The 24,719-nt window shown below is 69.3% G+C and carries 24 protein-coding genes; 18 read left to right on the forward strand and 6 right to left on the reverse strand.

The genetic code is table 11. The features are described 5' to 3' along the window. Positions 1-11: 11 nt before the first annotated feature. Complete coding sequence (locus tag P2Q00_RS14545) at positions 12-1,484, reverse strand: glycoside hydrolase (protein WP_275772897.1); 1,473 nt, start codon at positions 1,482-1,484, stop codon at positions 12-14. Between the two features lie 200 nt (positions 1,485-1,684). Here P2Q00_RS14545 and P2Q00_RS14550 point away from each other — a divergent pair, with 200 nt between their 5' ends. After that, positions 1,685-2,488, forward strand: coding sequence for a class E sortase (locus P2Q00_RS14550; RefSeq protein ID WP_275772898.1), 804 nt, complete (start codon positions 1,685-1,687; stop codon positions 2,486-2,488). A gap of 1 nt (position 2,489) precedes the next feature. Here P2Q00_RS14550 and P2Q00_RS14555 read toward each other — a convergent pair whose 3' ends face one another. Continuing rightward, the gene (locus P2Q00_RS14555; RefSeq protein ID WP_275772899.1) at positions 2,490-3,923 is read right to left on the reverse strand and encodes an MFS transporter; all 1,434 of its coding nucleotides are present in this window, start codon (positions 3,921-3,923) and stop codon (positions 2,490-2,492) included. Between the two features lie 69 nt (positions 3,924-3,992). Here P2Q00_RS14555 and P2Q00_RS14560 point away from each other — a divergent pair, with 69 nt between their 5' ends. From P2Q00_RS14560 to P2Q00_RS14575, 4 genes are all read left to right on the forward strand, one after another. After that, positions 3,993-4,520 (forward strand): winged helix-turn-helix transcriptional regulator, encoded by a 528-nt coding sequence (locus P2Q00_RS14560; protein ID WP_275772900.1) that lies wholly within the window; start codon positions 3,993-3,995, stop codon positions 4,518-4,520. Between the two features lie 79 nt (positions 4,521-4,599). Continuing rightward, positions 4,600-4,911 (forward strand): DUF6412 domain-containing protein, encoded by a 312-nt coding sequence (locus P2Q00_RS14565; RefSeq protein ID WP_275772901.1) that lies wholly within the window; start codon positions 4,600-4,602, stop codon positions 4,909-4,911. Between the two features lie 101 nt (positions 4,912-5,012). Then, positions 5,013-5,735, forward strand: a complete 723-nt coding sequence (locus P2Q00_RS14570; protein WP_275772902.1) for a YidC/Oxa1 family membrane protein insertase — start codon at positions 5,013-5,015, stop codon at positions 5,733-5,735. A 117-nt stretch (positions 5,736-5,852) separates the two neighbouring features. Next, a complete protein-coding gene (locus P2Q00_RS14575; RefSeq protein WP_275772903.1) occupies positions 5,853-6,710 on the forward strand; it encodes a fumarylacetoacetate hydrolase family protein in 858 nt (285 codons plus the stop codon). Positions 6,711-6,814: 104 nt separating this feature from the next. Here P2Q00_RS14575 and P2Q00_RS14580 read toward each other — a convergent pair whose 3' ends face one another. Both P2Q00_RS14580 and P2Q00_RS14585 read right to left on the reverse strand, forming a co-directional pair. Next, entirely contained in the window at positions 6,815-7,321 is a 507-nt protein-coding gene (locus P2Q00_RS14580; RefSeq protein ID WP_275772904.1) for a heme-degrading domain-containing protein, read from the reverse strand. Then, the gene (locus tag P2Q00_RS14585) at positions 7,318-8,403 is read right to left on the reverse strand and encodes a Gfo/Idh/MocA family protein (RefSeq protein ID WP_275772905.1); all 1,086 of its coding nucleotides are present in this window, start codon (positions 8,401-8,403) and stop codon (positions 7,318-7,320) included. Before P2Q00_RS14585 ends, P2Q00_RS14580 begins: the two co-directional genes overlap by 4 nt. Before the next feature lie 98 nt (positions 8,404-8,501). On the opposite strand from P2Q00_RS14585, the gene P2Q00_RS14590 reads away from it, so the two are divergent. From P2Q00_RS14590 to P2Q00_RS14650, 13 genes are all read left to right on the forward strand, one after another. Then, entirely contained in the window at positions 8,502-9,575 is a 1,074-nt protein-coding gene (locus P2Q00_RS14590; protein ID WP_275773174.1) for an ROK family transcriptional regulator, read from the forward strand. A 107-nt stretch (positions 9,576-9,682) separates the two neighbouring features. After that, positions 9,683-10,459, forward strand: coding sequence for a hypothetical protein (locus P2Q00_RS14595; protein ID WP_275772906.1), 777 nt, complete (start codon positions 9,683-9,685; stop codon positions 10,457-10,459). A gap of 32 nt (positions 10,460-10,491) precedes the next feature. After that, a complete protein-coding gene (locus P2Q00_RS14600) occupies positions 10,492-11,247 on the forward strand; it encodes a GntR family transcriptional regulator (RefSeq protein WP_275772907.1) in 756 nt (251 codons plus the stop codon). Positions 11,248-11,390: 143 nt separating this feature from the next. After that, a complete protein-coding gene (locus P2Q00_RS14605; protein WP_275772908.1) occupies positions 11,391-12,515 on the forward strand; it encodes a TIGR03364 family FAD-dependent oxidoreductase in 1,125 nt (374 codons plus the stop codon). Between the two features lie 13 nt (positions 12,516-12,528). Next, positions 12,529-13,206 (forward strand): phosphonatase-like hydrolase, encoded by a 678-nt coding sequence (locus tag P2Q00_RS14610; protein ID WP_275772909.1) that lies wholly within the window; start codon positions 12,529-12,531, stop codon positions 13,204-13,206. After that, the gene (locus P2Q00_RS14615; RefSeq protein ID WP_275772910.1) at positions 13,203-14,249 is read left to right on the forward strand and encodes an ABC transporter ATP-binding protein; all 1,047 of its coding nucleotides are present in this window, start codon (positions 13,203-13,205) and stop codon (positions 14,247-14,249) included. Before P2Q00_RS14610 ends, P2Q00_RS14615 begins: the two co-directional genes overlap by 4 nt. Beyond that, the gene (locus P2Q00_RS14620) at positions 14,242-15,045 is read left to right on the forward strand and encodes a 2-aminoethylphosphonate ABC transporter permease subunit (RefSeq protein ID WP_425579622.1); all 804 of its coding nucleotides are present in this window, start codon (positions 14,242-14,244) and stop codon (positions 15,043-15,045) included. The genes P2Q00_RS14615 and P2Q00_RS14620 overlap by 8 nt, the downstream gene beginning before the upstream one ends. Beyond that, positions 15,032-15,829, forward strand: a complete 798-nt coding sequence (locus tag P2Q00_RS14625; protein WP_275772912.1) for an ABC transporter permease — start codon at positions 15,032-15,034, stop codon at positions 15,827-15,829. Before P2Q00_RS14620 ends, P2Q00_RS14625 begins: the two co-directional genes overlap by 14 nt. Before the next feature lie 46 nt (positions 15,830-15,875). Further along, a complete protein-coding gene (locus tag P2Q00_RS14630; protein WP_275772913.1) occupies positions 15,876-16,937 on the forward strand; it encodes a 2-aminoethylphosphonate ABC transporter substrate-binding protein in 1,062 nt (353 codons plus the stop codon). Positions 16,938-17,010: 73 nt separating this feature from the next. Beyond that, positions 17,011-17,790 carry an HAD-IIA family hydrolase gene (locus P2Q00_RS14635; RefSeq protein WP_275772914.1) on the forward strand — a complete coding sequence of 260 codons (780 nt, stop codon included), beginning with the start codon at positions 17,011-17,013 and terminating at the stop codon, positions 17,788-17,790. Between the two features lie 112 nt (positions 17,791-17,902). Continuing rightward, entirely contained in the window at positions 17,903-18,457 is a 555-nt protein-coding gene (locus tag P2Q00_RS14640; RefSeq protein WP_275772915.1) for a hypothetical protein, read from the forward strand. Between the two features lie 4 nt (positions 18,458-18,461). Beyond that, positions 18,462-19,124, forward strand: a complete 663-nt coding sequence (locus P2Q00_RS14645) for a class F sortase (protein ID WP_275772916.1) — start codon at positions 18,462-18,464, stop codon at positions 19,122-19,124. A 422-nt stretch (positions 19,125-19,546) separates the two neighbouring features. Then, positions 19,547-20,566, forward strand: a complete 1,020-nt coding sequence (locus tag P2Q00_RS14650) for a glycoside hydrolase family 6 protein (protein WP_275772917.1) — start codon at positions 19,547-19,549, stop codon at positions 20,564-20,566. 64 nt (positions 20,567-20,630) lie between these two features. Here the strand turns inward: P2Q00_RS14650 and glxA are convergent, their stop codons facing one another. Together glxA and P2Q00_RS14660 are read right to left on the reverse strand one after the other, a co-directional pair. Continuing rightward, on the reverse strand, positions 20,631-22,568 hold the full coding sequence (gene glxA, locus P2Q00_RS14655; protein WP_275772918.1) for a radical copper oxidase GlxA: 1,938 nt from the start codon (positions 22,566-22,568) through the stop codon (positions 20,631-20,633). Then, positions 22,565-24,568, reverse strand: coding sequence for a glycosyltransferase family 2 protein (locus P2Q00_RS14660; RefSeq protein WP_275772919.1), 2,004 nt, complete (start codon positions 24,566-24,568; stop codon positions 22,565-22,567). The genes glxA and P2Q00_RS14660 overlap by 4 nt, the downstream gene beginning before the upstream one ends. Between the last annotated feature and the right edge of the window lie 151 nt (positions 24,569-24,719).

A 24,719-nucleotide genomic window follows, 5' to 3' on the forward strand; every position in this document is an offset into this window, starting at 1 on the left:
AGCGGACGGTGTCAGATCGTCACCCCGTCGATCTGCAACGTCTGCACCGCCTTCCCCGCGAACGACGCCGACACGCTCTTCCCGCTCAGGAACGTGTCCGAGTACGACTTGTACAGGTCGCCGCCCGTCGTCACCGTGTTCCAGCGCGGGACCAGGCCGCCCGAACCGCCCGTCACGGTGGTGAAGTTGGAGAGGTTGAAGGTCAGGGTCTGGGCGGACGAGGACGTGTTCAGGGCCACTATCACCAGGCGCTTCGCGCTTGCGTCGTAGGCCGCCACCGCGTTGCTCACGCCCGTGTCGAGGATCTTCATGCCCGGGCGGATGTGACGGCTGAACTGCGCCATCGTGTAGTACTTCGTCTGCACCGCGCCCGCCTGCAGCGTGCTCGCGTCGTACGCGATCATCGCCCAACTCGTGGACGGGTCCATGACCTGCCAGTAGACCCAGGCGGTGGGGTGCAGCCAGCGGAAGTCGTAGAGGAGGTTGAAGGCGAGGGTGTAACCGGTGCCGTCGTTGTCGCCGGTCTCGGAGTTCCAGAGGGCCTTGCCGGCCGTCGTCACGACATCGGTGTACAACAAGTCCCTACGACCGCCCGAGCCCTGGTAGCCGTGGACGTTGACCCGGTTCACATACCCCTTCGTCGTCGACGAGAAGGAGTTCCAGGTGGTGCGGGCCAGGTCGTAGCTCGTCTCGTCCGAGGCCGAGATCTTCGTCGACGTCAGGCCTCGTTTGTCCAACTCGCTTCGGACGTAGGGCAGTACGGCGGACTGGACGGTCGAGTCCATGTGGCAGCCCTCTTGCGTGCCCGTTGCCGTCCACCAGCTGGAGCTGGGCTCGTTGAAGGCTTCCACCGTCGCGAAGTTCACGCCCCAGTTGTTCTTCGCGTAGAGGGCCACCGCGGCCAGGTGGGAGGCGTGCTGGCGGTAGTTCCAGGACTGGAGGTTGTTGCCGCCGTCGGAGGCGCCGGACGGATTGTGGTTCAGGCACATCCACCACATGGGGGAGTTCGCGAACAGCTCGGTGGTGGCGCCGCGTGCGGTCGCCTTCACCAGCATCGCGCGCTGGGTGGCGTCAGCCGTCCACTTCCATGCCGAGGACGTCGGGTCCTCGTTGTTCCAGTCCTGCCAGTAGCCCTCGATCTGCTTGAAGGCGGGGATGTTGGCGGAGGCGACCATGCTCTCGCCGCTCACCGTGTTCGAGCTGCACGCGCCCAGGTTGTAGCGGGCGATGTTCAGGCCCAGGCCGGGGAGGGAGGTGCCGTTGTACGTCGTCGACTTGGTGGTGAAGAAGATGTCGGCGAAGTCGTCCCGGGCGCCGAAGACGTTGGCCCACCAGGCCAGCGAGGTGCCCCAGCCCTCCCAAGTGCCGTACGACGTCCCCGGGTTGACGGCGATCGTGGCGTCCGCGCGTGCGGTGCCGGTTGCGAGTGCGCTGCCGAGGAGGGTGCCGCCCGCCGCCGTCAGCAGGGTTCTGCGTCGGATCATGGTGTCGTCTCCGTAAGTGGACTGTCCCGTTCATGCCACGACGAAGCATCGGGTGTGATGTGTGGGGTTGTCGAGAGTTGTGACAGCCCTTTCTCAGCCCTTTCGAAAACCTCTGTACGAAGTGCCGAACACTGCTTACGGCTGGTTACTTGCAGGGGTGCCCCCTATGGTGCAGGCGGCCCGGCGAAGGAGGCGTACGGATGCGGGTGCCCGTCGTGCAGCACACCACCCGGCGGCAGCGCGCCCGACGCCGGCGTGCGCTGTGGACCGGCGGCGAACTCCTCGTCACCGTGGGCCTCGTACTGCTGCTCCTCGTCGTGCACCAGCTGTGGTGGACCAACCGGGAGGCCCGGCGCGGCGCCGAGCGGAAGGTGGAGGCGCTGGAGCGGGAGTGGGGCGACGGGGCGACCGGCGATGGAGCCACCGGCAAAGGCAGCGGCGACGACGGTGACTCCGGTACGTCCGTCTCTGCCGCGACGCCCGGGCCGGACCCCGGAAGCGGTACCAGCACCCGCCAACAGGCAGCAAGTACGCGGCAGTCCAGCCCCTCCTGGTCCCAGGCCTACGCCATCCTCACCATCCCGCGCCTCGGCCTCCGCGTCCCCGTCGCCGAGGGCGTCAGCAAGCAGGACGTCCTCAACAAGGGGTACGTCGGCCACTACCGCGGTACCGGGCAGCCGGGCCAGGCAGGGAACTTCGCGCTCGCGGGGCATCGGAACACCCACGGCGAACCCTTCCGGTACGTCAACCGGCTGCGGGCGAAGGACCTCGTCGAGGTCGAGACCAGGAGCGCCACGTACACGTACGCCGTCGACAAGACGCTGCCGCAGACCTCGGCTCGCGACTCGGGTGTCGTACGGCCGATTCCGCGCTCGATCGTCAAGCCCGGTTACGGGTACTCCGAGCCGGGCTACTACATCACGCTGACGACCTGCACTCCGGAGTACACGTCGAGGTATCGGCTGGTGGTCTGGGGCAAGCTCGTTTCCATGCGCCCGCGTTGAGTCACGCCTGGATCGTCCGCTCGCCCCGCTCGCGCAACACCAGTACGGCGACGGCCGCCAGCAGTGCCAGGCCCGCCGACACCAGCAGCGCGATGTTCGCACCGTGTCCCAGGCCGCCCTTCGTGGACGTGACGATCGCGATCGTCAGGGCGACGCCGGCGCAGGAGCCGATGTAGCGGAAGGTCTGCTGGGCGCCCGAGCCCATGGCCGCCCGGGCCGCCGGTACCGACTCCACCGACAGCAGCGGCAGGGCGGCGTTCAGCAGGCCGCTGCCGATGCCGCCCAGGATCAGGCCTGGGAGGAGGCGCTGCCAGGAGCCGGAGTCGACCGCGCCGAGCATGGCCAGGGCGCCCGCCGCGTGCAGGGTGAAGCCGAGGGCCAGTTGGTGGCGGGGCGGGACGCGGCCCGCGAGGCGCTTGGCCTGCAGCGCCACGATGAAGGACAGGCCGGACCAGAGGAGGAAGAGCCAGGCCGTATCCATCGGGGTCAGGCCGAGCGCCTGCTGGAACAGGACCGGGAGGAAGCTGAAGAGGCCGATCACCGCGAAGCCGGTGAACAGGCCGCCCGTGGACGAGGCCAGGAAGCCGGGTCGGCGCAGCAGGCTCAGATCGATCATCGGGGTCGCGGTGCGGTGTTCCACCAGCGCGAACACGGCCAGCAGCACTATGGCAGCCAGGAACAGCAGGCCCACCTCCGTGCGCAGCCAGCCGTCCCGGCCGAGGGTGAGGGCGGCGACCAGGGACACGAGTGCCAGGCCGAAGGTCAGTGCGCCCAGGATGTCCGGGCGGCCGCCCCTCGGTGAACGGGATTCCGTCAGCGTCCGCGTCCCCAGGGCCGCCACGATCACCGCCGCCGCGCCCAGCACGCCGTACGCCACCCGCCAGTTGGGCAGCGCGCCCGCCAGCAGCGGCCCCGCCGCGATACCGCCGCTCACGAAGGCTCCCCACACGCCCGTCGCCTGCAGTCGGCCTCGTGGCGTCGGGAAGGCGTGGACCAGCAGGCCCAGGCTGCTCGCCAGGATCGCCGCGCTCGCCGCGCCCTGTGCGATACGGGCCAGTGTGAACTGCAGCGTGGAGGAGGCCAGGGCGCCGAGGGCCGTGGTGATGCCGAGGGTGAGGGTGCCGATGAGGAAGATCCGGCGGCGGCCGTAGTCGTCGGCCAGGCTGCCGGCGACCAGGAGCAGTGCGGCGAGGCCCAGCGGGGTGCCGTTGATGAGCCAGGCCTGTGCGGAGAGCGGGGTGTGCAGGTCGAGGGCGGTGTCCCGGAGCGTGATCACCGGGGCGGTGTACGTCATCAGGGTCACGGCCGTCGCCGCGCTGGTCAGGGCGAGGGTGGCGCGGGGGTGCGGGGGCGCCTCCTCAGGAGGCGTTGTCTTTGTGGGCGGCGTGCTCGGTGCGCCGGCTTCAGAGAGGGTTCGTTCATTGAACCTATTCATGTCCTGAACCGTACCCCATTAGGTTCGGTCACTGAACCAAGAGCTCCAAAAATGGTTACAGTGGATGCCATGGCACTGGGCAAGGACTACGCGACACAGGAGTGCTCCATCGCCCGCGCGCTGGAGATCGTCGGTGAGCGCTGGACGCTGCTCGTCATCCGCGACGCGCTCTACGGCGTGCGGCGCTACAACGACTTCCTCGTCCACCTCGGCATCCCGCGCGCGGTCCTCGCCGCCCGCCTGCAGTCGCTGACGGCTGAAGGGATCCTGGAGAAGCGGCGGTACCAGGAGTCGCCGCCGCGGGACGAGTACGTCATCACCGAGCGCGGCATCGCCCTGTGGCCGACCCTCCGCTCCCTCGGCCTCTGGGGCCGCGAGCACTACATGGAGACCCAGCTGCGCTACTTCCGGCACGCCGACTGCGGCACCGAACTCGGGCCGTACGGCGAATGCCCCGCGTGCGGGGCCGTCGTACCCGTGGAGGACGTCCTCATGGACCCGGGGCCCGGACTCGATCAGGACCCGGCGGATCCGGTCAGCCGAGCGCTGCTCAAACCGAGGAGGCTGTTGCAGCCCCTGGAGACCGGTCAGGTATAAACGAGGGCAGGCGAATAGCCGTACGAGACCGTATGGCGAGTGGTTGTACGAGAGTGGTTGTACGAGGGGGGAGTGAAGCATGATCCGCAGCTGGGCCAATGCGCGCCCTGTCGCCGTGCTCCTCCTTCTGCTCCTCCAGATCGCCCTGCTCGACACCGGCAACCTCACCGCCACCGTCGCGCTCGCCGCGACTGCCGCCGCCGGGTCCGCGCTCGCCGCCTGTGCGCTGCTCGCCGCGCGCTCCGCGCCCGCGGTGCCGCCCACGCGCGTGCGTACGGCCATCCGTGACCGGGCCCGCCGTACGGCCTTCCTGCCGCAACGCGACCCCGACGCCAAGGGGCGCACCCGGCCCCGAGCCCCTGGACTCGCCCTCCCGGCGACCGTCGCGTAGGGCTCACCTGCACACATAAGTGACCCCGCGCGGGTCGTCATGCCGCCATGTCCCAGTACCGGCACGACGAGACCCCGGAGGGCTCATCCATGTCCGTCTTCATGTCCGTTTTCTCTGTGTTCGCCGACCTGGTCGGACACTTCGCCGACCTGCTCCAGCCGCTGTTCGGCGCCTCGGCGGCGGCCGCCGCCATCGTCCTGTTCACCGCTCTCGTACGACTGCTCGTGCATCCCCTGTCCCGGGCCGCCGCCCGCGGCCAGAAGGTTCGTACCGCGTTGCAGCCGAAGATCGCCGAGCTGCAGAAGAAGTACAAGAAGGATCCCGAGAAGCTCCGGAAGGCGGTGCTGGAGCTGCATGTCGAGGAGAAGGTGTCGCCGGTCTCCGGATGCCTGCCGTCTCTGCTGCAGCTGCCGGCGTTCTTCCTGCTCTACCACCTGTTCTCCAGCACGAGCATCGGCGGACAGGCGAACGGGCTGCTCTCGCATCAGCTGCTCGACGCGCCGCTGGGCGGGCGGTGGGCGGATGCGCTCGGCGGTGGCGGGGTGTTCGGGGGCGCGGGGCTCGTGTACCTCGGGCTGTTCGCCCTGGTCGCGGTCGTCGCTGTCTTCAACTACCGCCGTACGAAGCGGACGATGGCCGCCGGGGGTCCGGTCCCGGTCGGTGACAGGGAACAGGTGCCGGGGCTCGGGGCGGTCGGCAAGGTCATGCCGTTCATGTCCTTCTTCACGCTCTTCACTGTGGCGGTGGTGCCGCTGGCGGCCGCGCTGTATGTGGTGACGAGTACCGCCTGGAGTGCGGTCGAGCGAGCGGTGCTCTACTCCTGAGCGGTCCAGTCCGTGAACCGGGTATTGCGGACTGGACGCCGACCTTGGAGGATCGACCAGTCCTCCGATGGCTGCACCCATCGGTCGGGCACCCCGCGATCGAGGGAGATTGTGATCATGAAGCTGCTGCGAGTGGGTACTGCGGGAGCGGAGACGCCTGCGCTGGTCGACGCCGAGGGGGTGCTGCGGGATCTGTCCGGTGTCGTGGCCGACATCGACGGGACGCTGCTCGCCGACGATGTCGCGCTCGGCCGGATCCGCGCCGCCGCCGAGGCCGGCGAGCTGCCCGCACTCGACGCCACCGGGCTGCGCGTCGGGCCGCCCCTCGCACGGATCGGCAAGATCGTGTGCATCGGGCTGAACTACCACGACCATGCGCGCGAGACCGGGGCCGAGCCGCCCGCCGAGCCGGTGATCTTCTTCAAGGCCGCGGACACGGTGGTCGGGCCCTACGACACGGTGCTGGTTCCTCGCCGGTCGGTGAAGACGGACTGGGAGGTCGAGCTCGCCGTTGTCATCGGGCGCACGGCCCGGTATCTGTCGGACGACGAGGATCCGCTGGCGTACGTCGCCGGATATGCGGTGGCGCACGACGTGTCCGAGCGGGAGTTCCAGATCGAGCGGGGCGGGACCTGGGACAAGGGGAAGAACTGCGAGACGTTCAATCCGTTGGGGCCGTGGCTGGTGACGGCGGATGAGGTTGATGATCCGCAGGATCTGTCGCTGAAGCTTTGGGTCAACGGGGAGTTGAAGCAGGACGGGACTACGGCTGAGCAGATCTTTCCTGTGCGGGAGGTTGTGCGGTACGTCAGTCAGTTCATGACGCTGTATCCCGGGGATGTGATCAATACGGGGACGCCGGCGGGGGTTGCGATGGGGGCGCCTGAGCCGAAGCCGTTCTTGCGGGGCGGGGATGTTGTCGAGCTCGAGATCGAAGGGCTTGGACGTCAGCGGCAGGAGTTCAAGGACGCCTGAGGGGTGGGGGACTGCGCTTGTACGGCGAGTGCGGGTAGTTCGTGGTTGCTCGCGCAGTTCCCCGCGCCCCTGAAAACGTGCAGTTACCCGCGCCCCTGAAAGCGTCAGCCCTTGTGCAGGAACTCCTCCAGGGCTTCCACCACGAAGCGGTGGTCCGCCAGTTGCGGAAGTCCCGACACCGTGACCGTGCCGATCACGCCCACGCCCATCACGTTGATCGGGAAGGAGCCGCCATGGGCCGCGTAGGTGTCCGGGTCCAGGCGGGAGGCGTCCTCGAAGGTGGTGCCCTTGGCGCGGAAGCGGGCGCCGACCAGGTAGGAGGCGGAGCCGTAGCGTTCGACCACGCGGCGTTTGCGGGCGATCCAGGCGTCGTTGTCGGGGGTGGAGCCGGGGAGGGCCGCGTGGAAGAGCTGTTGGCCCGCGCGGTGGATGTCGATCGCGACCGGGGCCTGGCGCTCCCTGGCCAGCTCCACGAGCAGGGAACCCAGCGCCCAGGCGTCCTCGTAGGTGAACTGGCTGAAGACCAGGCGCCGTTCCTGCGCCTCCAGTTCCTCCAGGGGCGGGGTGAGTTCCGGGTGGAACTTCGGGGTGATCTCCTGGTTGTGCGTCACAGCGCCACCGCCACTCCGTCGCGGGCCGAACGGCGGGCCGCCTCGAGTACGTCGAGGGCGGCGGCCGCCTCCAGAGCGGTCACCGGGTTGGGACCGTCGTCGTTGAGGGCCCTGGTCACGGCCGCATAGTACGCGGGGTAGTCGCCGGGGAGGGTGGGTACGGGAGTGCTGCCGCCGCCGGTCAGCGGGGATTCTCCGGCGCCGAGGCGGCCCCACAGCGATTCCGGTTCCTGGCCCCACTCCGCCGGCCCGGGGCGGTCGCCCTCCCGCAGGGCCGCCTCCTGGGGATCGAGGCCGTACTTGACGTAACCCGCCTGCGAGCCCAGCACCCGGAAACGCGGGCCGAGTTGGGCGGTCGTCGCGGAGACGTACAGGTGGGAGCGGACGCCGCTGGTGTGCGTGACGGCGATGAACGTGTCGTCGTCCGTCTCGGCGCCCGGGCGGCGGATGTCCGACTCGGCGTAGACCTGTGCCGCCGGGCCGAAGAGGACCAGTGCCTGGTCGACGACATGGCTGCCGAGGTCGTAGAGGAGACCTCCGATCTCTGCCGGGTCGCCGGACTCGCGCCAGCCGCCCTTCGGCTGCGGACGCCAGCGCTCGAAGCGGGACTCGAAGCGCCATACGTCGCCCAACTCGCCCTCGGCCAGCAGTCGCTGGAGGGTCAGGAAGTCGTTGTCCCAGCGGCGGTTCTGGAAGACGGAGAGGAGCAGGCCGCGGTCCTCGGCGAGGGCGGCCAGCTCGCGTGCCTCGGCCGCCGTGCCGGCGACCGGCTTGTCGACGACCACCGGGAGGCCGGCCTTCAGGGCGGCGGTCGCCAGCGGGACATGCGTCCTGTTCGGGGACGCGATGACGATCAGGTCCAGCTCGGCGGCGCGGTCGAACAGCTCGTCGGGGGTCGCCGCGACGCGTACGTCCGGGAAGCCGGCGCGGGCCTGCTCCTGCCGCTCCGGGTTCGAGGTGACCACCGTGTCGAGGACGAGGCCCTCGGTGGCGGCGATCAGCGGGGCGTGGAAGACGGAGCCCGCGAGGCCGTAGCCGACGAGGCCGACGCGGAGGGGGGTGCGAGTCGTGCGTCCAGTCATGCCTTCCACTTTCGCAACGCTGTTGCCAAAGCGCAAGCGGAAGGGAGAATGCAAGGTGGGGAGGATGGCAGGGCGAGGAGGATGGAAGGGTGAAGAGGATGACGGCCGACGGTGCGAACCTGCTGGCGCTGCGCAGTCACAACATGGCGCTCGTGCTCGACCTGCTGCGCACGGCAGGTGCCAAGGGCATCAGCCGGCTCGAACTCGCCGAGCGGACCGGGCTGACCCCGCAGGCCGTCAGCAAGATCACCGCCCGGCTGCGGGACGAGGGGCTCGTGACGGAGGCGGGCCGTCGCGCCTCGACGGGAGGCAAGCCCCGTACGGTGCTGCGGCTGGTGCCCGAGGCGGGCCACGCGGTCGGCCTGCACCTGGAGCGGGACGGACTGCGGGCGGTACTGGTCGATCTCACGGGGGCCGTCCTGGGGGAGCGGCGCACCTCGCTGGACCTCGGGGCGGGCGCGGAGGCAGTGCTGTCCGCGGCGGTGGGGGAGACGGGATCGCTGGTGGAGGCCTTCCTCACGGGTTCCCTCCTCGGCGTCGGTGTCGCTCTCCCCGGCCCCCTCGATCACACCCGCGGTGTCCTGCACCGCGTGACCGGGTTCCCGGAGTGGGACGGTTTCCCCCTGCGGGACGCGCTCGCGCGGCGGCTCGGCGGGCCGGTCGTCGTCGACAAGGACACGAACGCGGCCGCGCTGGGGCTCGCCGTCGGCGGCGAGGGCGGGTCCTTCGCCTATCTGCATCTCGGTACGGGGCTCGGCGCCGGGCTGGTCATCGGCGGCGCCGTGCACCGGGGCGCCCGTACCGGGGCCGGGGAGTTCGGGCACCAGGTCGTCCAGCTGGACGGACCGCCGTGCGGCTGTGGCAACCGCGGCTGTGTCGAGGCGCTGTGTCTGGCCGCGGTGGCGCGCGGCGAGGTGGACGAGGCGGCGCGTGTGCTCGGTATCGGCGCCGGCAACCTGGTCTCGCTGCTCGACATCGACCTTGTGCTCCTCGGCGGCCGTACCGTCGAAGCCGCCCCGGACGCCTTCCTGCGAGGGGTGCGTGCCGTCCTCGACGAGTGCGCCCGGCGCCTCGGCGAGGACGCGGTTCCGGTGCGGGTCGCCTCCGGCGGGGTCGCGGAGGGGGCGGCGCAGCTGGTGCTGGCGCCACTGTTCGGACGGACTGACGGCTGATGGCCGACGGGTGACGCAGCTGCGCCTACGCTGATCGGGCGGACTTGCGGAGCCGCTCGGAGCGTCGGCCCCCGCCCACCACCCGCACCCGGCATGGTCATGTGTTCATGCGACTGTTGTGCACGCCCCTGTCCCTCTGCCTTGCCGCAGCCGCCGCCCTCCTGCCCGCAGCGGTCCCGGCGCACGCGGCTCCCGGCCCGGTCCGGAAGGCAGACCCCACCTGCGCCGCCCAGGACGACCGCCACTTCCCTCTCACCACCCGCATCCACGGCGGCCCCGACACCTACGAGGCGGGCGGCGGATACGGCACCTGGTATCTGGACCTCACCAACACCACCGCCCGGACCTGTGCAAACATCCACCCGGTCGTCGTGCTCGTCGACGCCGGGCATGTGCTCAAGCCCTCGCAGCCCCACCTGGAGTTCTACGACGGCACCCGCCCGCACCCCGTCCGCTTCGAGACCACCGACGAGGACGAGCTGGTCGGCGCCTTCGACGACGGCTTCCCCGGCTTCACCGTCGGCCCCGGAAAGACCGTCACCGTGAAGGTCCGCCTCACGCTCACCTCGGACGCCGTGACCAACGTGGTCACCGCCGACGCAGCTGTGGTCCAGCGGCGGGGCGACGACGGCGACTGGGTCGGGCAGTCCAACGACTACGCCTTCCGCATCCACAACGACCTGACCCCCACCCCCACCGGAACCACCCCCACGGGAGCGACCCCCACGGGAACCGGCACCACCCCGCCCAGCCGCACCCCCCGCCTTCCCTTCGCCGACGAGCTCGCCCGCACCGGGCTCGTCACCCCCGGCGGGGCCCTCGCCGCCACGGCCGTCCTCCTCGTCACCGGCGGCGCCGTACTGCTGGCCCGCAGGCGCCGCTGAGCCGGCACCCGGCGTCTGCGACGATCGCTCACGTGGACTACCCGAACGACCAGGCCCCCGGCGCCCCCGTCCGCTCCGGCATCCCGGAGCACGGCCGCATCCCGAAGTACTACGCGGTGAAGGCGCGGATCGACCACCTCGTGGGCGAGCTGGGGGAGGGGGATCTCATCCCCACCGAGCGCGACCTTTCGGAGGAGTACGGGGTCGCGCGGGAGACCGTACGGCAGGCGCTGCGCGAGCTGGTGCTGGAGGGCAAGCTGCGCCGGCAGGGGCGTGGCACCGTCGTGGCGGGGCCCAAGCTGGAACAGCCGCTCTCCCTCGCCAGCTACACCGAGGGCGTACGACGCCAGGGCCGCACCCCCGGCCGCAGTCTCGTCACCCTCGACCGCTTCCCCTGCCCGGACGCCCTCGCCGCCGAGACCGGCCTCGAACGCGGCGAACCCGTCTGGCACCTGGAGCGCGTACTGCTCGCGGACGAGGAACGGGTCGGCCTGGAGAGCACGTACGTAGCCGTCGCCCGCCTCCCCCGCCTCGACACCGACTTCGAGCCCGACTCCTCCTTCTACGGCTATCTCCACGACCGCGGCATCACCTTCGGCGACGCGGACGAGCGGATCGAAACGGTGCTGGCCACCCCGCGCGAGGCCCTGCTCATCGGGACCCCGCCGGCGCTTCCGATGCTGCTCATTCATCGGGTGTCCAGGGATACGGCCGGACAGCCGCTGGAGCGGGTACGGACGCTCTACCGAGGGGACCGCTTCTCCTTCACCGCGCACCTCCAGGGCTGAGCCCACCCCATCGGCCACTTCCCTCAAGCACCCCCTTCAGATCACGAAAAGATAACGGGTCTAGCCCAAACGTGATGGCTCGTTCAGGCTCTCGTTGTCGGCCGGATTCCTCCGGTTCCCCCTGCGCGAGGAGCGTGACCGCCGTGAAAGTGACAGTCGTCGGAGCAGGCGTCGTGGGCACCATGCACGCCTGGCAGGCAGTGGAACGCGGCCACGAGGTCGTGCAGATCGAGCGCGAGGCCGAAGCCCGCGGCGCCTCGCTGCGCAACTTCGGGCAGATCTGGGTGAGCGGGCGAGCGGGCGGGGAGGAACTCGAAACCGCCCTGCGGGCAAGGGAGTTGTGGGAGGAGATCGGCGGCCGGGTGTCGGGGCTCGGCTTCCGCGCCAACGGCTCCCTGACCCCCGTCCGGGGCGACCTCGAACTCGCCGTCGCCGAGGCCGCCGTGGCGCGGGAGGACTCGGCCGCCCGCGGGTACAAGCTCCTCACGCTCGCCGAGGCCCGCGCGCTGAACCCCGCCCTGCGCGGCGAGTTCACCGCCGCTCTGTACTGCGAACGTGACGCTGCCGTCGAACCCCGTACCGCCCAACTCGCCCTGCGCGCCGAGCTGTTGAAGTCGCCGAACTACACCTTCCTGCCGGGACGGGAAGTGCGCGAGGTGATCGGTGCGGGGACGGTCAGGGACGATCACGGCGAGGTGCACCACGCCGACGCCGTCGTCCTGTGCACCGGCGCCTGGCTCGGCGGTCTCGTCCGTGAGCTCGCCGGACCCGGGCTGCCCGTCCGCCGCGTACGCCTGCAGATGATGCAGACCGACCCGCTGGGCGAGCCGCTCACCACGTCGGTCGCCGACGCGGACAGCTTCCGCTACTACCCCGCCTACGCCTCGACGGCCCTCGACGAGCTCAACGCCCGGCAGCCACAGACCCCCACGGCACGGGACCACCGTATGCAGCTCCTCATGGTCCAGCGCGCCGACGGCGGTCTGACCATCGGCGACACCCACGAGTACGAGCACCCGTTCGCCTTCGACACCCTCGAAGACCCCTACGAGCACCTCAACGAGGTCGTCGAGTCCCTCCTCGGCCGCCCGCTGCCCAGGATCCGGCGCCGCTGGGCGGGTGTGTACGCGCAGTGCACCGACCCGGCGCGGGTCGTGCACCGGCAGCAGGTGGGCGACGGGGTGTGGCTGGTCACGGGGCCCGGCGGCCGAGGCATGACCTGCTCGCCCGCGATAGCCGAACAGACCGCACAGCAGTTGGGTTGGTGACCTGGTGACAGACATGACCGATGACATGACCGACAACATCAAGCTTGTCGTGCTCGACATGGCCGGCACCACCGTCGCCGACGGCGGCCTCGTCGAGCAGGCCTTCGCGGCGGCGGCACGGAGGCTGGACGCCGATCCGGACTCGATGCTGGACTACGTCCGCGCCACCATGGGCGAGTCGAAGATCTCCGTCTTCCGGCACCTGTTCGGGGAGGAGACGAGGGCCCAGCAGGCCAACAAGGCCTTCGAGGAGGCCTACGCCGAACTCGTCGACGGCGGGCGGGTCGAGGCCCTCCCCGGCGCCCGCGAGGCCATCGAGGAACTCACCTCGCAAGGCCGTACGGTCGCGCTGACCACCGGTTTCGCGCGCACCACCCAGGACGCGATCCTGGCCGCGCTCGGCTGGCAGGACCTGGTGGAGCTGACGCTGTGTCCCGCCGACGCCGGAGGCCGCGGACGCCCGTACCCCGACATGGTCCTCACCGCGTTCCTGCGCACGGCGGCCGCGGACGGGGTGCAGCAGATCGCCGTCGTGGGCGACACCTCGTACGACATGCTCAGCGGCGTCCGTGCGGGCGCGGGTGTGGTCGCCGGTGTGCTGACCGGGGCGCACGGCGCGGAGGCGCTGCGGGCGGCCGGGGCGACCCATGTGCTCGACTCCGTGGCCGAGTTGCCGGGTGTGCTCGCATGAACAGCGGCATCCGCTTCGACTCCGTCACCGTCGCCTACGACGGGAACGTCGTCCTCGACGCCCTCGATCTCACCGTCGAACCCGGCGAGGTGATGGCGCTGCTCGGGCCGTCCGGATCCGGCAAGACCACCGCGCTGCGGGCGGTCGCCGGGTTTGTGCGGCCCGTCTCCGGGCGGGTGTTCCTCGGCGGGCGCGATGTGACGGACCTGCCGCCGTACCGGCGGGGCGTCGGGATGGTGGTGCAGCAGTACGCGCTCTTCCCGCACATGAGGGTCGAGGAGAACGTGGCGTTCGGGCTGAAGGCCCAGAAGGTCGCGAAGGGCGAGATCCGCGGGCGGGTGGCGCAGGCGCTGGACATGACCGGGATGGCCGCCTACGCCCGCCGCCACCCCCGGGAGCTCTCCGGCGGCCAGCAGCAACGCGTCGCCATCGCCCGCGCGCTGGCCATACGGCCCGGCGTACTCCTCCTCGACGAGCCCCTCTCCGCCCTCGACGCCCGCCTCCGCTCCGGCATGCTCGCCGAACTCGCCCGACTGCACCGGGAGTTGCCCGACGTCTCGATCCTCTACGTCACCCACGACCAGGTGGAGGCCCTCACCCTGGCCGACCGGATCGCCGTCATGGACAGCGCGCGGTTGCGTGCCTACGGGACGCCGAGGGAGCTGTACCGGTCGCCTTCCGACGAGTTCACGGCCTCCTTCGTGGGCAACGCGAATCTGCTGCCGGTGACCGTGGGAGAGGAAGGGGTCTTCTTCGGCGGGCGGCGGATCAAGGTGTCGGGACAGGCTCCGGGAGCCGCGGACACCTTGTGCGTACGGCCGCATCTCGTCGGCCTCGGGGATGGGCCCAATCAACTTGAGGGGAGGGTGAGCGAGGTTCAGTGGCGGGGGGCCACTCATCGGCTGTACGTCGATGTCGACGGGCATCGGGTCATGGCGGATGTGCGGGAACTCAAGGACCCGCCCTCGCACGGGGATGCCGTAACACTGCACTTCGCACCCGACGATGCGGTGCTGCTGGCCGCAGGGGGGAGCCATGACTGAGGTTGTTCGTCGGGTGCGGGTGCGTTGTGGCTTGTCGCGCAGTTCCCCGCGCCCCTGGGGGGTTGCCCTTCCGCCAGTTGCCTTTGTCGCCCTCTTCATCCTTTACCCCCTCGCCCTTGTCCTCCAGCAGTCCTGCGGCTACGCCGACGTCTTCACCTCGGAGGGCTTCCGGCACGCGCTCTGGACCACCGTCTGGCTGGCCCTCGCCTCCACCGTCGGTTGTCTGGCTCTCGGGTTCGCGCTCGCGCTGGTCATCGCCTTCGTGCCGTTTCCCGGGGCGAAGGCCGTCGCCAGGTTCATCGATGTGTACCTCTCCTTCCCGTCCTTCCTCATCACCCTCGCCCTGCTGTTCATCTACGGCACGACCGGCATCGTCGGGTCCTTCCAGTTCCTCACCACCCCCTGGGGTGTGCTCCTCGCCGAGGTCACGTACTTCACGCCGTTCGTGATGCGGCCGCTGCTCGCCGCGTTCTCGCAACTGGACACCGCCCAGTTGGAGGCGGCTTCGAGCCTCGGTGCCCGGGCGCCCCGCATCGTGCGGCGGATCGTGCTGCCCGAGGCGCTGCCCGCCCTCGCCGCCGGCGGGAGCCTCGTGCTGGTGCTCAGCCTCAACGAGTTCGGGATCGTGCTGTTCACCGGCGCGAAAGGCGTCACGACGCTGCCGATGCTCGTGTACAGCAAGGCGATCCTGGAGTCCGACTACCCGGGCGCCTGTGTGGTCGCCGTCGTCAACGTCCTTGTCTCCGTGGGCCTTTACGGCCTCTACCGGGTGGTGAGCCGTCGTGCTGGTGCATAGCCGCGGGGCGAAGTGGGCCGTATGGGCCGTGTTCTTCGTGCTCTTCCTGCCCCTGTTCGCGCTGCCTCTTCTCGTCGTCCTCGGCGCATCCTTCGCCACGAACTGGTCGAGCGTCCTCCCGTCCGGCCTCACCGCCGCCCATTACGACGCGGCCACCCGCGGCGAGGCCCTCCAGGCCCTCACCACCAGCCTGGTCACCGCCCTCGCGGCGAGCCTGCTCGCGCTCGCCGTCGGCACCTGGGCCGCGCTCGCCGCGCACGCCCTGCCCAAGCCGCTGCGGCGGGTGCTGGACGCGCTGTTCGTGCTGCCGGTCGCCGTGCCCTCCGTCGTGGTCGGCCTGGCGGTCCTGGTCGCCTTCTCCCGGCCGCCGCTGCTGCTCAACGGCACCCGGTGGATCGTGATCCTCGCCCACACCGTCCTGGTCACCGCCTTCGCGTATCAGTCGGTCTCGGCGGCGGTCACCCGGCTCGACCCCGCGTACGAACAGGCCGCCGCCTCGCTGGGCGGACGGCCGGCGTACGTCCTGTGGCGGATCAGGCTCCCCCTGCTCCTGCCGTCCCTCACCGCCGCCGCGGGCCTCTGCTTCGCCCTGTCCATGGGCGAGTTGAGCGCCACCGTCATGCTCTACCCGCCCGACTGGACCCCGCTGCCCGTCCTGGTCTACGCCGCCACCGACCGCGGTGCCCTCTTCGCGGGCTCCGCCCTCGCGATGGTGCTGATGGCGGCGACCCTGACCGTCCTGCTCGTCGTCTCCCGCATCCGCACCAGAGCCTCGTACCGCTGACCGCCCGCTTCCAACTGCCCTTCCAGCGCAAGGAGTTCATCCCGCCATGCCCAGAAACGGTCACAAGCTCGCCCTTGCCCTCTCCCTCGCCCTCCTCGCAAGCCCGCTGCTCACCGCCTGTTCCGGCACCTCTGCCGCCTCCGACGCGAACGTGGTCACCGTTTACAGCGCCGACGGCCTCAAGGGCGAGAACGGCGACGGCTGGTACGACAAGGTCTTCGCCGACTTCCAGAAGCAGACCGGCATCAAGGTGAAGTACGTCGAGGGCGGCTCCGGCGAGATGGTGCAGCGCGCCGTCCGCGAGAAGAGCAACCCGCAGGCCGACGTGCTCGTCACGCTCCCGCCCTTCATCCAACAGGCCGACGGCAAGGGCCTGTTGCAGAAATACGCGCCGAAGGGATCGGACCAGGTCGGCGGCGCCGGCAAGGAGGCCGACGGGACGTGGACCTCCGTCGTGAACAACTACTTCGGCTTCGTCTACAACAAGAAGGAGCTGAAGCAGGCCCCGAAGACGTGGCAGGAGCTGCTGAAGCCGGCGTACAAGAACAAGATCCAGTACTCCACGCCCGGGGTCGCCGGCGACGGAACAGCGGTGCTGATCAAGGCCATGCACGACTTCGGCGGCGAGAAGCCCGCCCTGGACTACCTCGGCAGGCTCCAGGCCAACAACGTCGGGCCCTCCGCCTCCACCGGCAAGCTCGCGCCCAAGGTCGACAAGGGCGAGCTGCTCGTCGCGAACGGCGACGTCCAGATGAACTACGCCCAGTCCAAGACCATGCCCGGCCTCGGCATCTGGTTCCCGGCCGGGAAGGACGGCCGCCCCTCCACCTTCGCGCTGCCCTACGCCGCCGGGCTGGTCACCAAGGCCCCGCACAGCGAGAACGGCCGAAAGCTCCTCGACTTCCTGCTGAGCCGCCCGGCCCAGCAGGAAGTCAGCGCGATCGGCGGCGGCTTCAGCGCCCGCCAGGACATCAAGGCCACCGACGCCAACGCCGTCGCCCTGACCAGGCTGATGCAGGGCGTGTCAGTCTTTGAACCGGACTGGAACGAGATCGACAAGAACCTTCAGAATTACGTTGAGAACTGGAAGTCTGCGACCGACAGCTGATCGTTAGGCTGGGGCTCACGCAGCACCGCGGCACCGCAGCACATGCGTACGGCTTACGGCAGGAGATCCGCACATGGCAGACCGCAGGCCCATCGAGTCGTGGCTCACCGACATGGACGGTGTGCTCATCCACGAGGGCGTACCGATCCCCGGCGCCGACGCCTTCCTGAAGAAGCTGCGCGAGTCCGGCAAGCCCTTCCTGGTCCTCACCAACAACTCCATCTACACCCCGCGCGACCTGCACGCCCGGCTGCGGCGCATGGGACTGGAGGTGCCGGTCGAGTCCATCTGGACCTCGGCCCTGGCCACCGCCCAGTTCCTGGACGACCAGCGGCCGGGCGGCAGTGCCTATGTCATCGGCGAGGCCGGGCTCACCACGGCCCTGCACGACATCGGGTACATCCTCACCGACCACGAGCCCGACTATGTGGTCCTCGGCGAGACCCGGACGTACTCCTTCGAGGCCATGACCAAGGCCGTACGGCTGATCAACGGCGGTGCCCGCTTCATCTGCACCAACCCCGACGAGACCGGCCCCTCCACCGAGGGCCCGCTGCCCGCCACCGGCGCGGTCGCCGCGCTGATCACCAAGGCGACCGGCAGGAAGCCGTACTTCGCGGGCAAGCCCAACCCGCTGATGATGCGGACCGGTCTCAACGCCATCGGTGCGCACTCCGAGACCAGCGCGATGATCGGCGACCGTATGGACACCGACGTACTGGCCGGCATCGAGGCCGGAATGCAGACGTTCCTGGTGCTCACGGGGCTGACCGGGCCCGAGCAGGTCGAGAACTTCCCGTACCGGCCGTCCAAGGTCGTCGACTCGATCGCGGATCTGGTCGACCGGATCTGATCCGATCAGCCGCATATCACTCGTATATCGCCCATACGGAGTAATAGGGCCCCGGGTGAGGATGCATGGCCCGGGTCCGAGGGGGAGTCTCCAGATATCTGGAGGTTTCACGATGGGTTCACTGCGTCTCACTCTCTGTACAGGGCTTCTGGCCGTCTGCGCCCTCACTCCGCCGGTGTACGCGGCGGACGGGGGCGGAGCGGGCATGTCGGTGACCCCGTCGTCCCCCGCCCCCGGCACCGACGTCGCACTCGGGCTGACCGGGTGCTCCGCGCAGGCGGCGACCGCCGCGTCCACGGCGTTCGTCGCGGACGTGCACCTCGCGGGCGTCGACGGCACGCTCGCCGGGGACACCCTGGTCCGCACCTCGGCGAAGCCCGGCTCCTACGACGTGAAGGTCACCTGCGCAGGCTCAGTGACCACGGGCAAGATCACCGTCGTATCGCAGGCGCAGGCGCAGGCGCAGCGGCAGCCCCGGTCGGTCACCTCGGCGTCCCCCGTCGCCCCCGTCCGCGCGGGCGGCGGAGGCACCGCGCATGTCGCCTCCGAGGATGTCCGCGAGGCCGGACCCGGTGCGGGGCAGGCGATCACCGGGCTGGTGCTCGTGGGTGTCGCCGTGGCCGCCGTGGCGGTCCTGACCGGGCGCCGGAGGCGCGGAACGGACTGAGGTCATGTACGACGACGCGCGCTCCTCCGGCATCGGACGCCTCCTGATGGTCCTGACCTGGGTGTTTCTGCTGCTGGCGCTGTGGCTGTGGGGGCGGCAGGTGACCGACGTACGGCAGGGCCTGTCCGCGCCCGCCACCGGTGACATGGCCGCGGTCGGCCGGCCGGACGCGGAACTCCCGCCCGCGGCCCGCCCGTTGGGGGACGCGCTGCCGCAGCGCATCGACATTCCCGACCTGGGCGTCCAGGCACCCGTGGTGGCCCGCGGCCTGGACCGGCAGGGGGCGGTCGATCCGCCGCCCTTCGACCAGGCGGGCGCCGTGGGGTGGTACGCGGCCGGGGCCCGACCGGGAGCCGCCGGGACCGCGCTGATGGTGGGGCATCTCGACACCCGGACCCGCCCGGCCGTCTTCTACAAGCTGAGCACCGTACGGCCCGGCGAGACCGTCCGCGTCATCCGCGACGACGGCAAGGTCGCCGAGTTCACCGTCGACGACGTCCAGGTCCAGGACCGTGACCACTTCGACGCCCGGCAGGCCTACGGACAGCACCGGCCGGGGCGCGCCGAGCTGCGGCTGATCACCTGCGGGGGCACCTTCGACCGGTCCGACGGCAGCTACACGGCAAACGTGATCGTCTCGGCATACCTCACCGGTACCGGTCCCTGAACCGCTCTTCACCGGGCCTGTCTGCACCTGGCCTGACTGCACCTGGCCCGGTCGACGGCCTGCTCCCCCCGGAAGCCGCCGACCGGGCTGGTCCTCAACCGCGGGCGCACGAGCTGCGGGAGTAACCCGGCGACCGGCGCGGGAGGTTCAGGGGCCACAGTGGTAATTACTGGCCGGGGGCCGGGGCCGTCTGAGAAGACTCTAGTTCGGATGAGCGCCAGAGCCTAGAGGCGGAATGACGCCAGGTTCCGTTAACGTGGCTCTCCGTCATCCCTGCTGGTGATTGAGGGTTCTACGACGATCGCGCCCAGCCCGACCGCGCCGCTGTAACAGCTCGCCGACAAGGTTCGGGCGATCTCGTGGGCGAGGCGGGCCGTATGTCAGGATTGAGACTTGGACCGGTGCACCCAAGGGGGAGTTGGATGTACGGCATGAGGGGGGCTGGAATGAAGGCCTCCGCGGCGGCGCTGGGGGCAGCACTGCTCGTCGCGGGGTGTTCCTCCGGAGGCGGCGGCGACAAGGCCAAGGACGCCGGCGCGCAGATCACCCAACAGCCCAAGGACAGCGACCCGTTCTGGGTCAACCCGGACGGCAACGCGGCACGCCAGGTGGCCTCCTACGCCAAGTCCGGCAAGGACTCCGACGCCGAGCAGATCCGCAAGATCGCCGAGCAGCCGACCGGCGAGTGGATCGGCCCGGAGAACCCCGAGCAGGAGGCCCAGGGCTTCACCGAGGCCGCCGACAAGGCCGGCCGCACGGCACTCCTGGTCCTCTACGACATCCCGCACCGCGACTGCGGTCAGTACTCGCAGGGCGGCGCGGCCGACGGCAACGCCTACCGCGCCTGGATCGACGGCGTGGCGGCAGGCATCGGCAACCGCGCGGCCATGGTGATCCTCGAACCGGACGCCGTACTGCACCTGGTGGACGGCTGCACCCAGGCCCAGTTCCAGGAGGAGCGCTACAGCCTCCTCAACTACGCCATCACCAAGCTCAAGTCACTGGGCAGCACCAAGGTCTACCTGGACGCGGGCAACGCCGGCTGGGGCCACCCCGACCAGATCTTCCAGCCCCTCCAGCGCGCGGGCGTGGCCCAGGCCGACGGCTTCTCGGTCAACGTCTCCAACTTCTACTCGACGAAGGACTCCATCGCCTACGGCAAGCAGCTCTCGGCCAAGGTGGGCAACAAACACTTCGTCATCGACACCAGCCGCAACGGCAACGGCCCGTACACGGCAGGAAAGGCCGACGAGAACTGGTGCAACCCGCCGGGCCGCAAACTGGGCGAGTCCCCGACGACAAAGACGGCCGACCCTCTGGTCGATGCCTATCTGTGGGTCAAACGCCCGGGCGAGTCGGACGGCACCTGCAAAGGCGGCCCACAGGCAGGCAATTGGTGGCCGACCTACGCCTTGAAGCTGGCCGAGGGGTCGCCTTCTTAGGGGCGCGGGGAACTGCGCGACAAGCCACAGCGCTCCCGCACCCAAAAGACAACCTGCGGGAGCGCTACGGAACCTTCACCCACTGCGCCTTCGACGGCGTCCCCTGATCGTCATCAACGAACAGCATGTACCACCCCGAAGTCACCAGATTCCGATTCTTCGGCACGGTCACCGTGATCTTGTTCCCAGCCGTCTTGAAGTCCAACGCGACAGACCGTTGATCCACGTCCGTGACGTGAGTGGACGCACTGGGTCGAATCAACCGCACCTTCTTGATCGCCGAAGCCTGCGGAGACGTAAACGTCCCCGTCCCGCCCCGAGCGATGGTCTGCGGCCCCCCGGACAGCGACGGCCGCGAATCCCGGTAGAGATACGGCGGCGTATAAATCTCGATCCGCTGCTCGAACTTCCCAGGCTTGGTGTTCGCCTTGTCGCCGTACAGCGAGTCCGACCCGAAGAACATCACGCGCCCGTCCGGCAGCAGAATCGACCCCGAGTGGTAGTTCCGCCCCACCTCCGGATCGGCGACCTGCTCGAACGTGTTGGTGTCCGGGTGATAGATCCGGGCCTGCAGGATGTTGGAGTCACCGCGCCCGCGATAGTCCTCCGACCCGCCGGACACCAGCACCGTGTCGTCGGGCAGCACCGAGGACTGCGGATACCGCGTCCCCTTCTCCAGCGTCGGCCCGTCCGTGAACTTCGGGTTCTTGTCCTTCAGGTCGATCAGCCGCGTCTTGTTGCTGGACAGCTTGGACTCGCCGACCCCGCCACCGCCGATCACCATGAACTTCTCGTTCTGCGCAGGAGGCAGCAGCACCGTGCCGGACGTCTCCATCTCGTTGGAGTCGCTCAGTCCCGGAAGCTTCGTGAACTTATTAGTGGGGACATCCCAAATACCCGGAATGCGGCCGACGTTGTCCGGCCCGTACCCCGCATTCGAACCCGAGTAGAAGATCTTGCCGTTCTGCATCAGGAACAGCGCCGGGTATGTCGGGAACTGACGGATCGTCGACGTGTACGTCCACTTCTTGGTCTTCGGGTCGAAGACCTCGTTCTTGCCCGGCACCAGCTGACCGATGTCGTCGAGCCCGGAGACGCTGAGGATCTTGCCGTCCGACAGAGTCGTGAGCGTCGGATACCAGCGGGCCTCGTTCATCGGGTCGACCTTGATGTACTTCTCGGCGACCGGGTCGAACTCGAAGGCGTCCCGGATCCCCTGGAAGTCCTTCTTGTCGAGGGCGAGCTTCTGCGCGATGCCGTATGTGTTGCGCGCGTCGGTGCCGGTCAGGCCCTGGATCCGGTAGTTGTCCTGCGTACCGGTCTCGTACTTCGTCCCGCTCTGCTTCGCCTCGACGTAAATACGCCCCAGACCCGGGTCGTTGCGCAGGAACTTACCCGTCTTCGGGTCGAAGACCTTCTTCGCGCGAGGCACGAGAACAGGGTCCTTCGACACAAAGGTCTTGCCGTTCTCCTTGCCCGTGAACTTCGTCCCCGCGGGCAGGGTTATCGGCTTGTCCGGGTTCTCGTTGTGCACCACCATCAGGCCGCCGGCCTTGGTGACGTCACCCTTCAGCTTCTCGTACCGCTTGGTGCCGCCCGCGATCAGCAGATTGCCGTTCGCCAACTGCGTATGCCCGGTGCAGAACAGGTCCTTCGGCGTCGGGATCTTCTTGATCGTGCCCTTGATCGGATCCCAGATGCGGGTGTCGAACTTCTTCGCGTTGAAGTTGTCCTGGTTGTTGCCCGAGCCAGCGATCAGCAGCACCTTGCCGGTGCGCAGCAGCGCCGCGTGGATGGTGTCCTGGCGGTATTCCGGCGGGAACTCGACGATGTCCCAGTGCCCGTTGTCCGCTTTGTACTCGGGTCTGTTGATCTTGTACTGGTGGTATTTCTCGGTGCCGACGCGGTAGAGCCACGGCCCGTTCATCCCGGCCAGCGCGAGCACCACCGCCGTGCCGATCGCGAGTCGACGGGCGCGGCGGCGGCCTGCACGGTCGTTCATTCCTTACGTCCCCCAAATCCACCGAGAGCGATCTGCATCGTCTGGTCACTGCCTTCGCCCGGGTGCCCACCGGAGGCGGCCCAGCTGGGCTTCTGCCCCGAGCCGTGCGGCGAGTGCGGCGCCTGCTGCCCCGGCAGCGGCTTCGGCTGGTACGCCGTCGCGGGCGCCGGGTCCTGCACCTCCTCGTACACCGGCGCCGGCGGCTCCTTCTTCGCCTTCCGCAGCGAGTACCGCCAGGCGAAGATCGGCGACGCGGTGATCAGCAGGGCGAACGTGGCCCAGGTGATCATCGCCGGGTGCGAGTGCCCGAGTGTGAGACCGGCGGCGATCGAGCCGCCGAAGACCAGGATGAAGAACAGGTGGATCCGGAAGGTCCCGAACAGCGTGTCGGGGCTGGCCGAGTCGCCCTTGGGCGTCACCACGAACTTGCTCTTGCGGCGCAGCACCGTGTCCATGAGGGAGCGCGCGTAAATGGGCGCCGACAGAGCGGACATCACCATGCCCGCCACACCGCCCGAACCCTCCGGCTCGTGCGGGGAGACGTTGTGCCGGCGGTTCCAGATGTACAGGCCGATCTGCAGCGCGGAAGCGTTGCCGTACAGCATCAGCCAGACCGTCGGGTCGATGTTCACACCCGAGGCGCCCAGGCCCAGGAACAGCGCACAACTCAGCGCCGCCAGAATCCAGTTGAGGGCCGACATCGGGTAGAAGATGATCATCATCGTGTAGTTGAAGAGCTTGCCCGGAGGCAGCGAGAACCAGCCCTTCCAGTACTGCTTCAGGATCGTCTCGTACGTGCCCCGCGACCACCGCAGCTGCTGCGTGAAGAAGTCCGTCCAGGCGCCCGGCCCCTCACCGACGGCGAGCACGTCCGGCGTGTACACCGAGCGCCACTTTCGGCCCGTCGCCGGGTTCCGGTGCCGGTGGATCTCGAAACCGGTGGCCATGTCCTCGGTGATCGAGTCGTACAGGCCGCCGATCTGCTTGAGTGCCTTGATCCGTACGGCATTTGACGTACCGACGAACATCGGGGCGCCGTAGCGGTTTCCGGCCCGCTGGATGAGGGCGTGGAAGAGGAACTGCTGGGACTCCGCCGCCTTGGTGATGGGGTTGTCGTAGTTGCCGTAGACCTGCGGGCCGATGACGAAGCCGACGTCCGGGTCGCGGAAGAAGCCGAGCATCCGCTCCAGGTAGTTGGGCAGCGGCACATGGTCGGTGTCGACGGAGGCGAAGAAGTCGTAGTCGTCGCCGTGCGCCTCCAGCCAGGCGTTGTAGTTGCCGTGCTTGGTCTTGGCGCGGTGCGGGCCCTTCTTCTGGTTCCACTTCTCGACTCCCTTGCGGGAGAAGTGGTGTACGCCGAGCCGCTCGCAGACCGCCTTCACCTCGGCGTCGTCGCCCTCGTCGAGGAGCCAGATGTGCAGAAGGCCCCGGTGGCGCAGCCTGACGGCCGCCTCCAGGGTCTTCGTCACCATCTCCAGGGGTTCCTTGCCGGGCACGTACGTCGTGATGAACGCGACTCTCGTGCCGGTCTCGGGCACCACCGGGATCGGGTCGCGGGCGACCAGCGTGGCGTGCGCGTTGGACAGCACGTTCATGCAGCGGAAGAACTCGATCAGACCGATCGAGACGAGCATCACGACGTCGAGGGTCGGCAGGAAGCTGAATGCGGGGTAGTCGCGTTCGGTCCAGTGCTGCGGCTGCAGCAGCCAGCCGAGCAGGATCAGCGAGAGCAGCGGCGCCGCGCCCAGCATCAGGGCGGCGCGCAGCCGGTGCGGCTCCTGCGAGAGCAGCGAGCGGTACTGCACCTTGTACGGCTTGTTCGGGTCGGGCTGGGTGAGGGGACCGGCCAGCCGGCTGTAGTGCTCGTAGTCGTATCTCGGCAGGGTCTTCTTGATTCGCCGGAACTGGCCTGTCGTGCTGTTCCGGTTCGAAGGCACCCTGAGTTGGGTGGTTTCTGACGGGTCGAAGTTCTGCCGGGCGCCCGTCGGCGTCGACGTCATGAGTCATCCCCCCACACGCAGGTCACCGCGTGTTGTGTCGGATCCTTCCGCCCGCGGCGAGTCCCCCTCGACTCTTCACAGACGTATCAGTGACCGGCCGCAGTCACCACACTTTCCACACCCATAGACATGGAACCGCGGCCTTCCGGTT

The sequence above is a fragment of the Streptomyces coacervatus genome (assembly GCF_029223485.1).
GTDB classification, from domain to species: Bacteria; Actinomycetota; Actinomycetes; order Streptomycetales; family Streptomycetaceae; genus Streptomyces; species Streptomyces coacervatus.

Excerpts from the sequence above, each read along its gene's own strand:
- P2Q00_RS14545 (WP_275772897.1), bottom strand. The coding sequence starts at position 1,484 with ATGATCCGACGCAGAACCCTGCTGACGGCGGCGGGCGGCACCCTCCTC.
- P2Q00_RS14550 (WP_275772898.1), top strand. The coding sequence starts at position 1,685 with ATGCGGGTGCCCGTCGTGCAGCACACCACCCGGCGGCAGCGCGCCCGA.
- P2Q00_RS14555 (WP_275772899.1), bottom strand. The coding sequence starts at position 3,923 with ATGAATAGGTTCAATGAACGAACCCTCTCTGAAGCCGGCGCACCGAGC.
- P2Q00_RS14560 (WP_275772900.1), top strand. The coding sequence starts at position 3,993 with ATGGCACTGGGCAAGGACTACGCGACACAGGAGTGCTCCATCGCCCGC.
- P2Q00_RS14565 (WP_275772901.1), top strand. The coding sequence starts at position 4,600 with ATGATCCGCAGCTGGGCCAATGCGCGCCCTGTCGCCGTGCTCCTCCTT.
- P2Q00_RS14570 (WP_275772902.1), top strand. The coding sequence starts at position 5,013 with ATGTCCGTTTTCTCTGTGTTCGCCGACCTGGTCGGACACTTCGCCGAC.
- P2Q00_RS14575 (WP_275772903.1), top strand. The coding sequence starts at position 5,853 with ATGAAGCTGCTGCGAGTGGGTACTGCGGGAGCGGAGACGCCTGCGCTG.
- P2Q00_RS14585 (WP_275772905.1), bottom strand. The coding sequence starts at position 8,403 with ATGACTGGACGCACGACTCGCACCCCCCTCCGCGTCGGCCTCGTCGGC.
- P2Q00_RS14590 (WP_275773174.1), top strand. The coding sequence starts at position 8,502 with ATGACGGCCGACGGTGCGAACCTGCTGGCGCTGCGCAGTCACAACATG.
- P2Q00_RS14595 (WP_275772906.1), top strand. The coding sequence starts at position 9,683 with ATGCGACTGTTGTGCACGCCCCTGTCCCTCTGCCTTGCCGCAGCCGCC.
- P2Q00_RS14610 (WP_275772909.1), top strand. The coding sequence starts at position 12,529 with ATGACCGATGACATGACCGACAACATCAAGCTTGTCGTGCTCGACATG.
- P2Q00_RS14615 (WP_275772910.1), top strand. The coding sequence starts at position 13,203 with ATGAACAGCGGCATCCGCTTCGACTCCGTCACCGTCGCCTACGACGGG.
- P2Q00_RS14620 (WP_425579622.1), top strand. The coding sequence starts at position 14,242 with ATGACTGAGGTTGTTCGTCGGGTGCGGGTGCGTTGTGGCTTGTCGCGC.
- P2Q00_RS14630 (WP_275772913.1), top strand. The coding sequence starts at position 15,876 with ATGCCCAGAAACGGTCACAAGCTCGCCCTTGCCCTCTCCCTCGCCCTC.
- P2Q00_RS14635 (WP_275772914.1), top strand. The coding sequence starts at position 17,011 with ATGGCAGACCGCAGGCCCATCGAGTCGTGGCTCACCGACATGGACGGT.
- P2Q00_RS14640 (WP_275772915.1), top strand. The coding sequence starts at position 17,903 with ATGGGTTCACTGCGTCTCACTCTCTGTACAGGGCTTCTGGCCGTCTGC.
- P2Q00_RS14645 (WP_275772916.1), top strand. The coding sequence starts at position 18,462 with ATGTACGACGACGCGCGCTCCTCCGGCATCGGACGCCTCCTGATGGTC.
- P2Q00_RS14650 (WP_275772917.1), top strand. The coding sequence starts at position 19,547 with ATGTACGGCATGAGGGGGGCTGGAATGAAGGCCTCCGCGGCGGCGCTG.
- glxA (WP_275772918.1), bottom strand. The coding sequence starts at position 22,568 with ATGAACGACCGTGCAGGCCGCCGCCGCGCCCGTCGACTCGCGATCGGC.
- P2Q00_RS14660 (WP_275772919.1), bottom strand. The coding sequence starts at position 24,568 with ATGACGTCGACGCCGACGGGCGCCCGGCAGAACTTCGACCCGTCAGAA.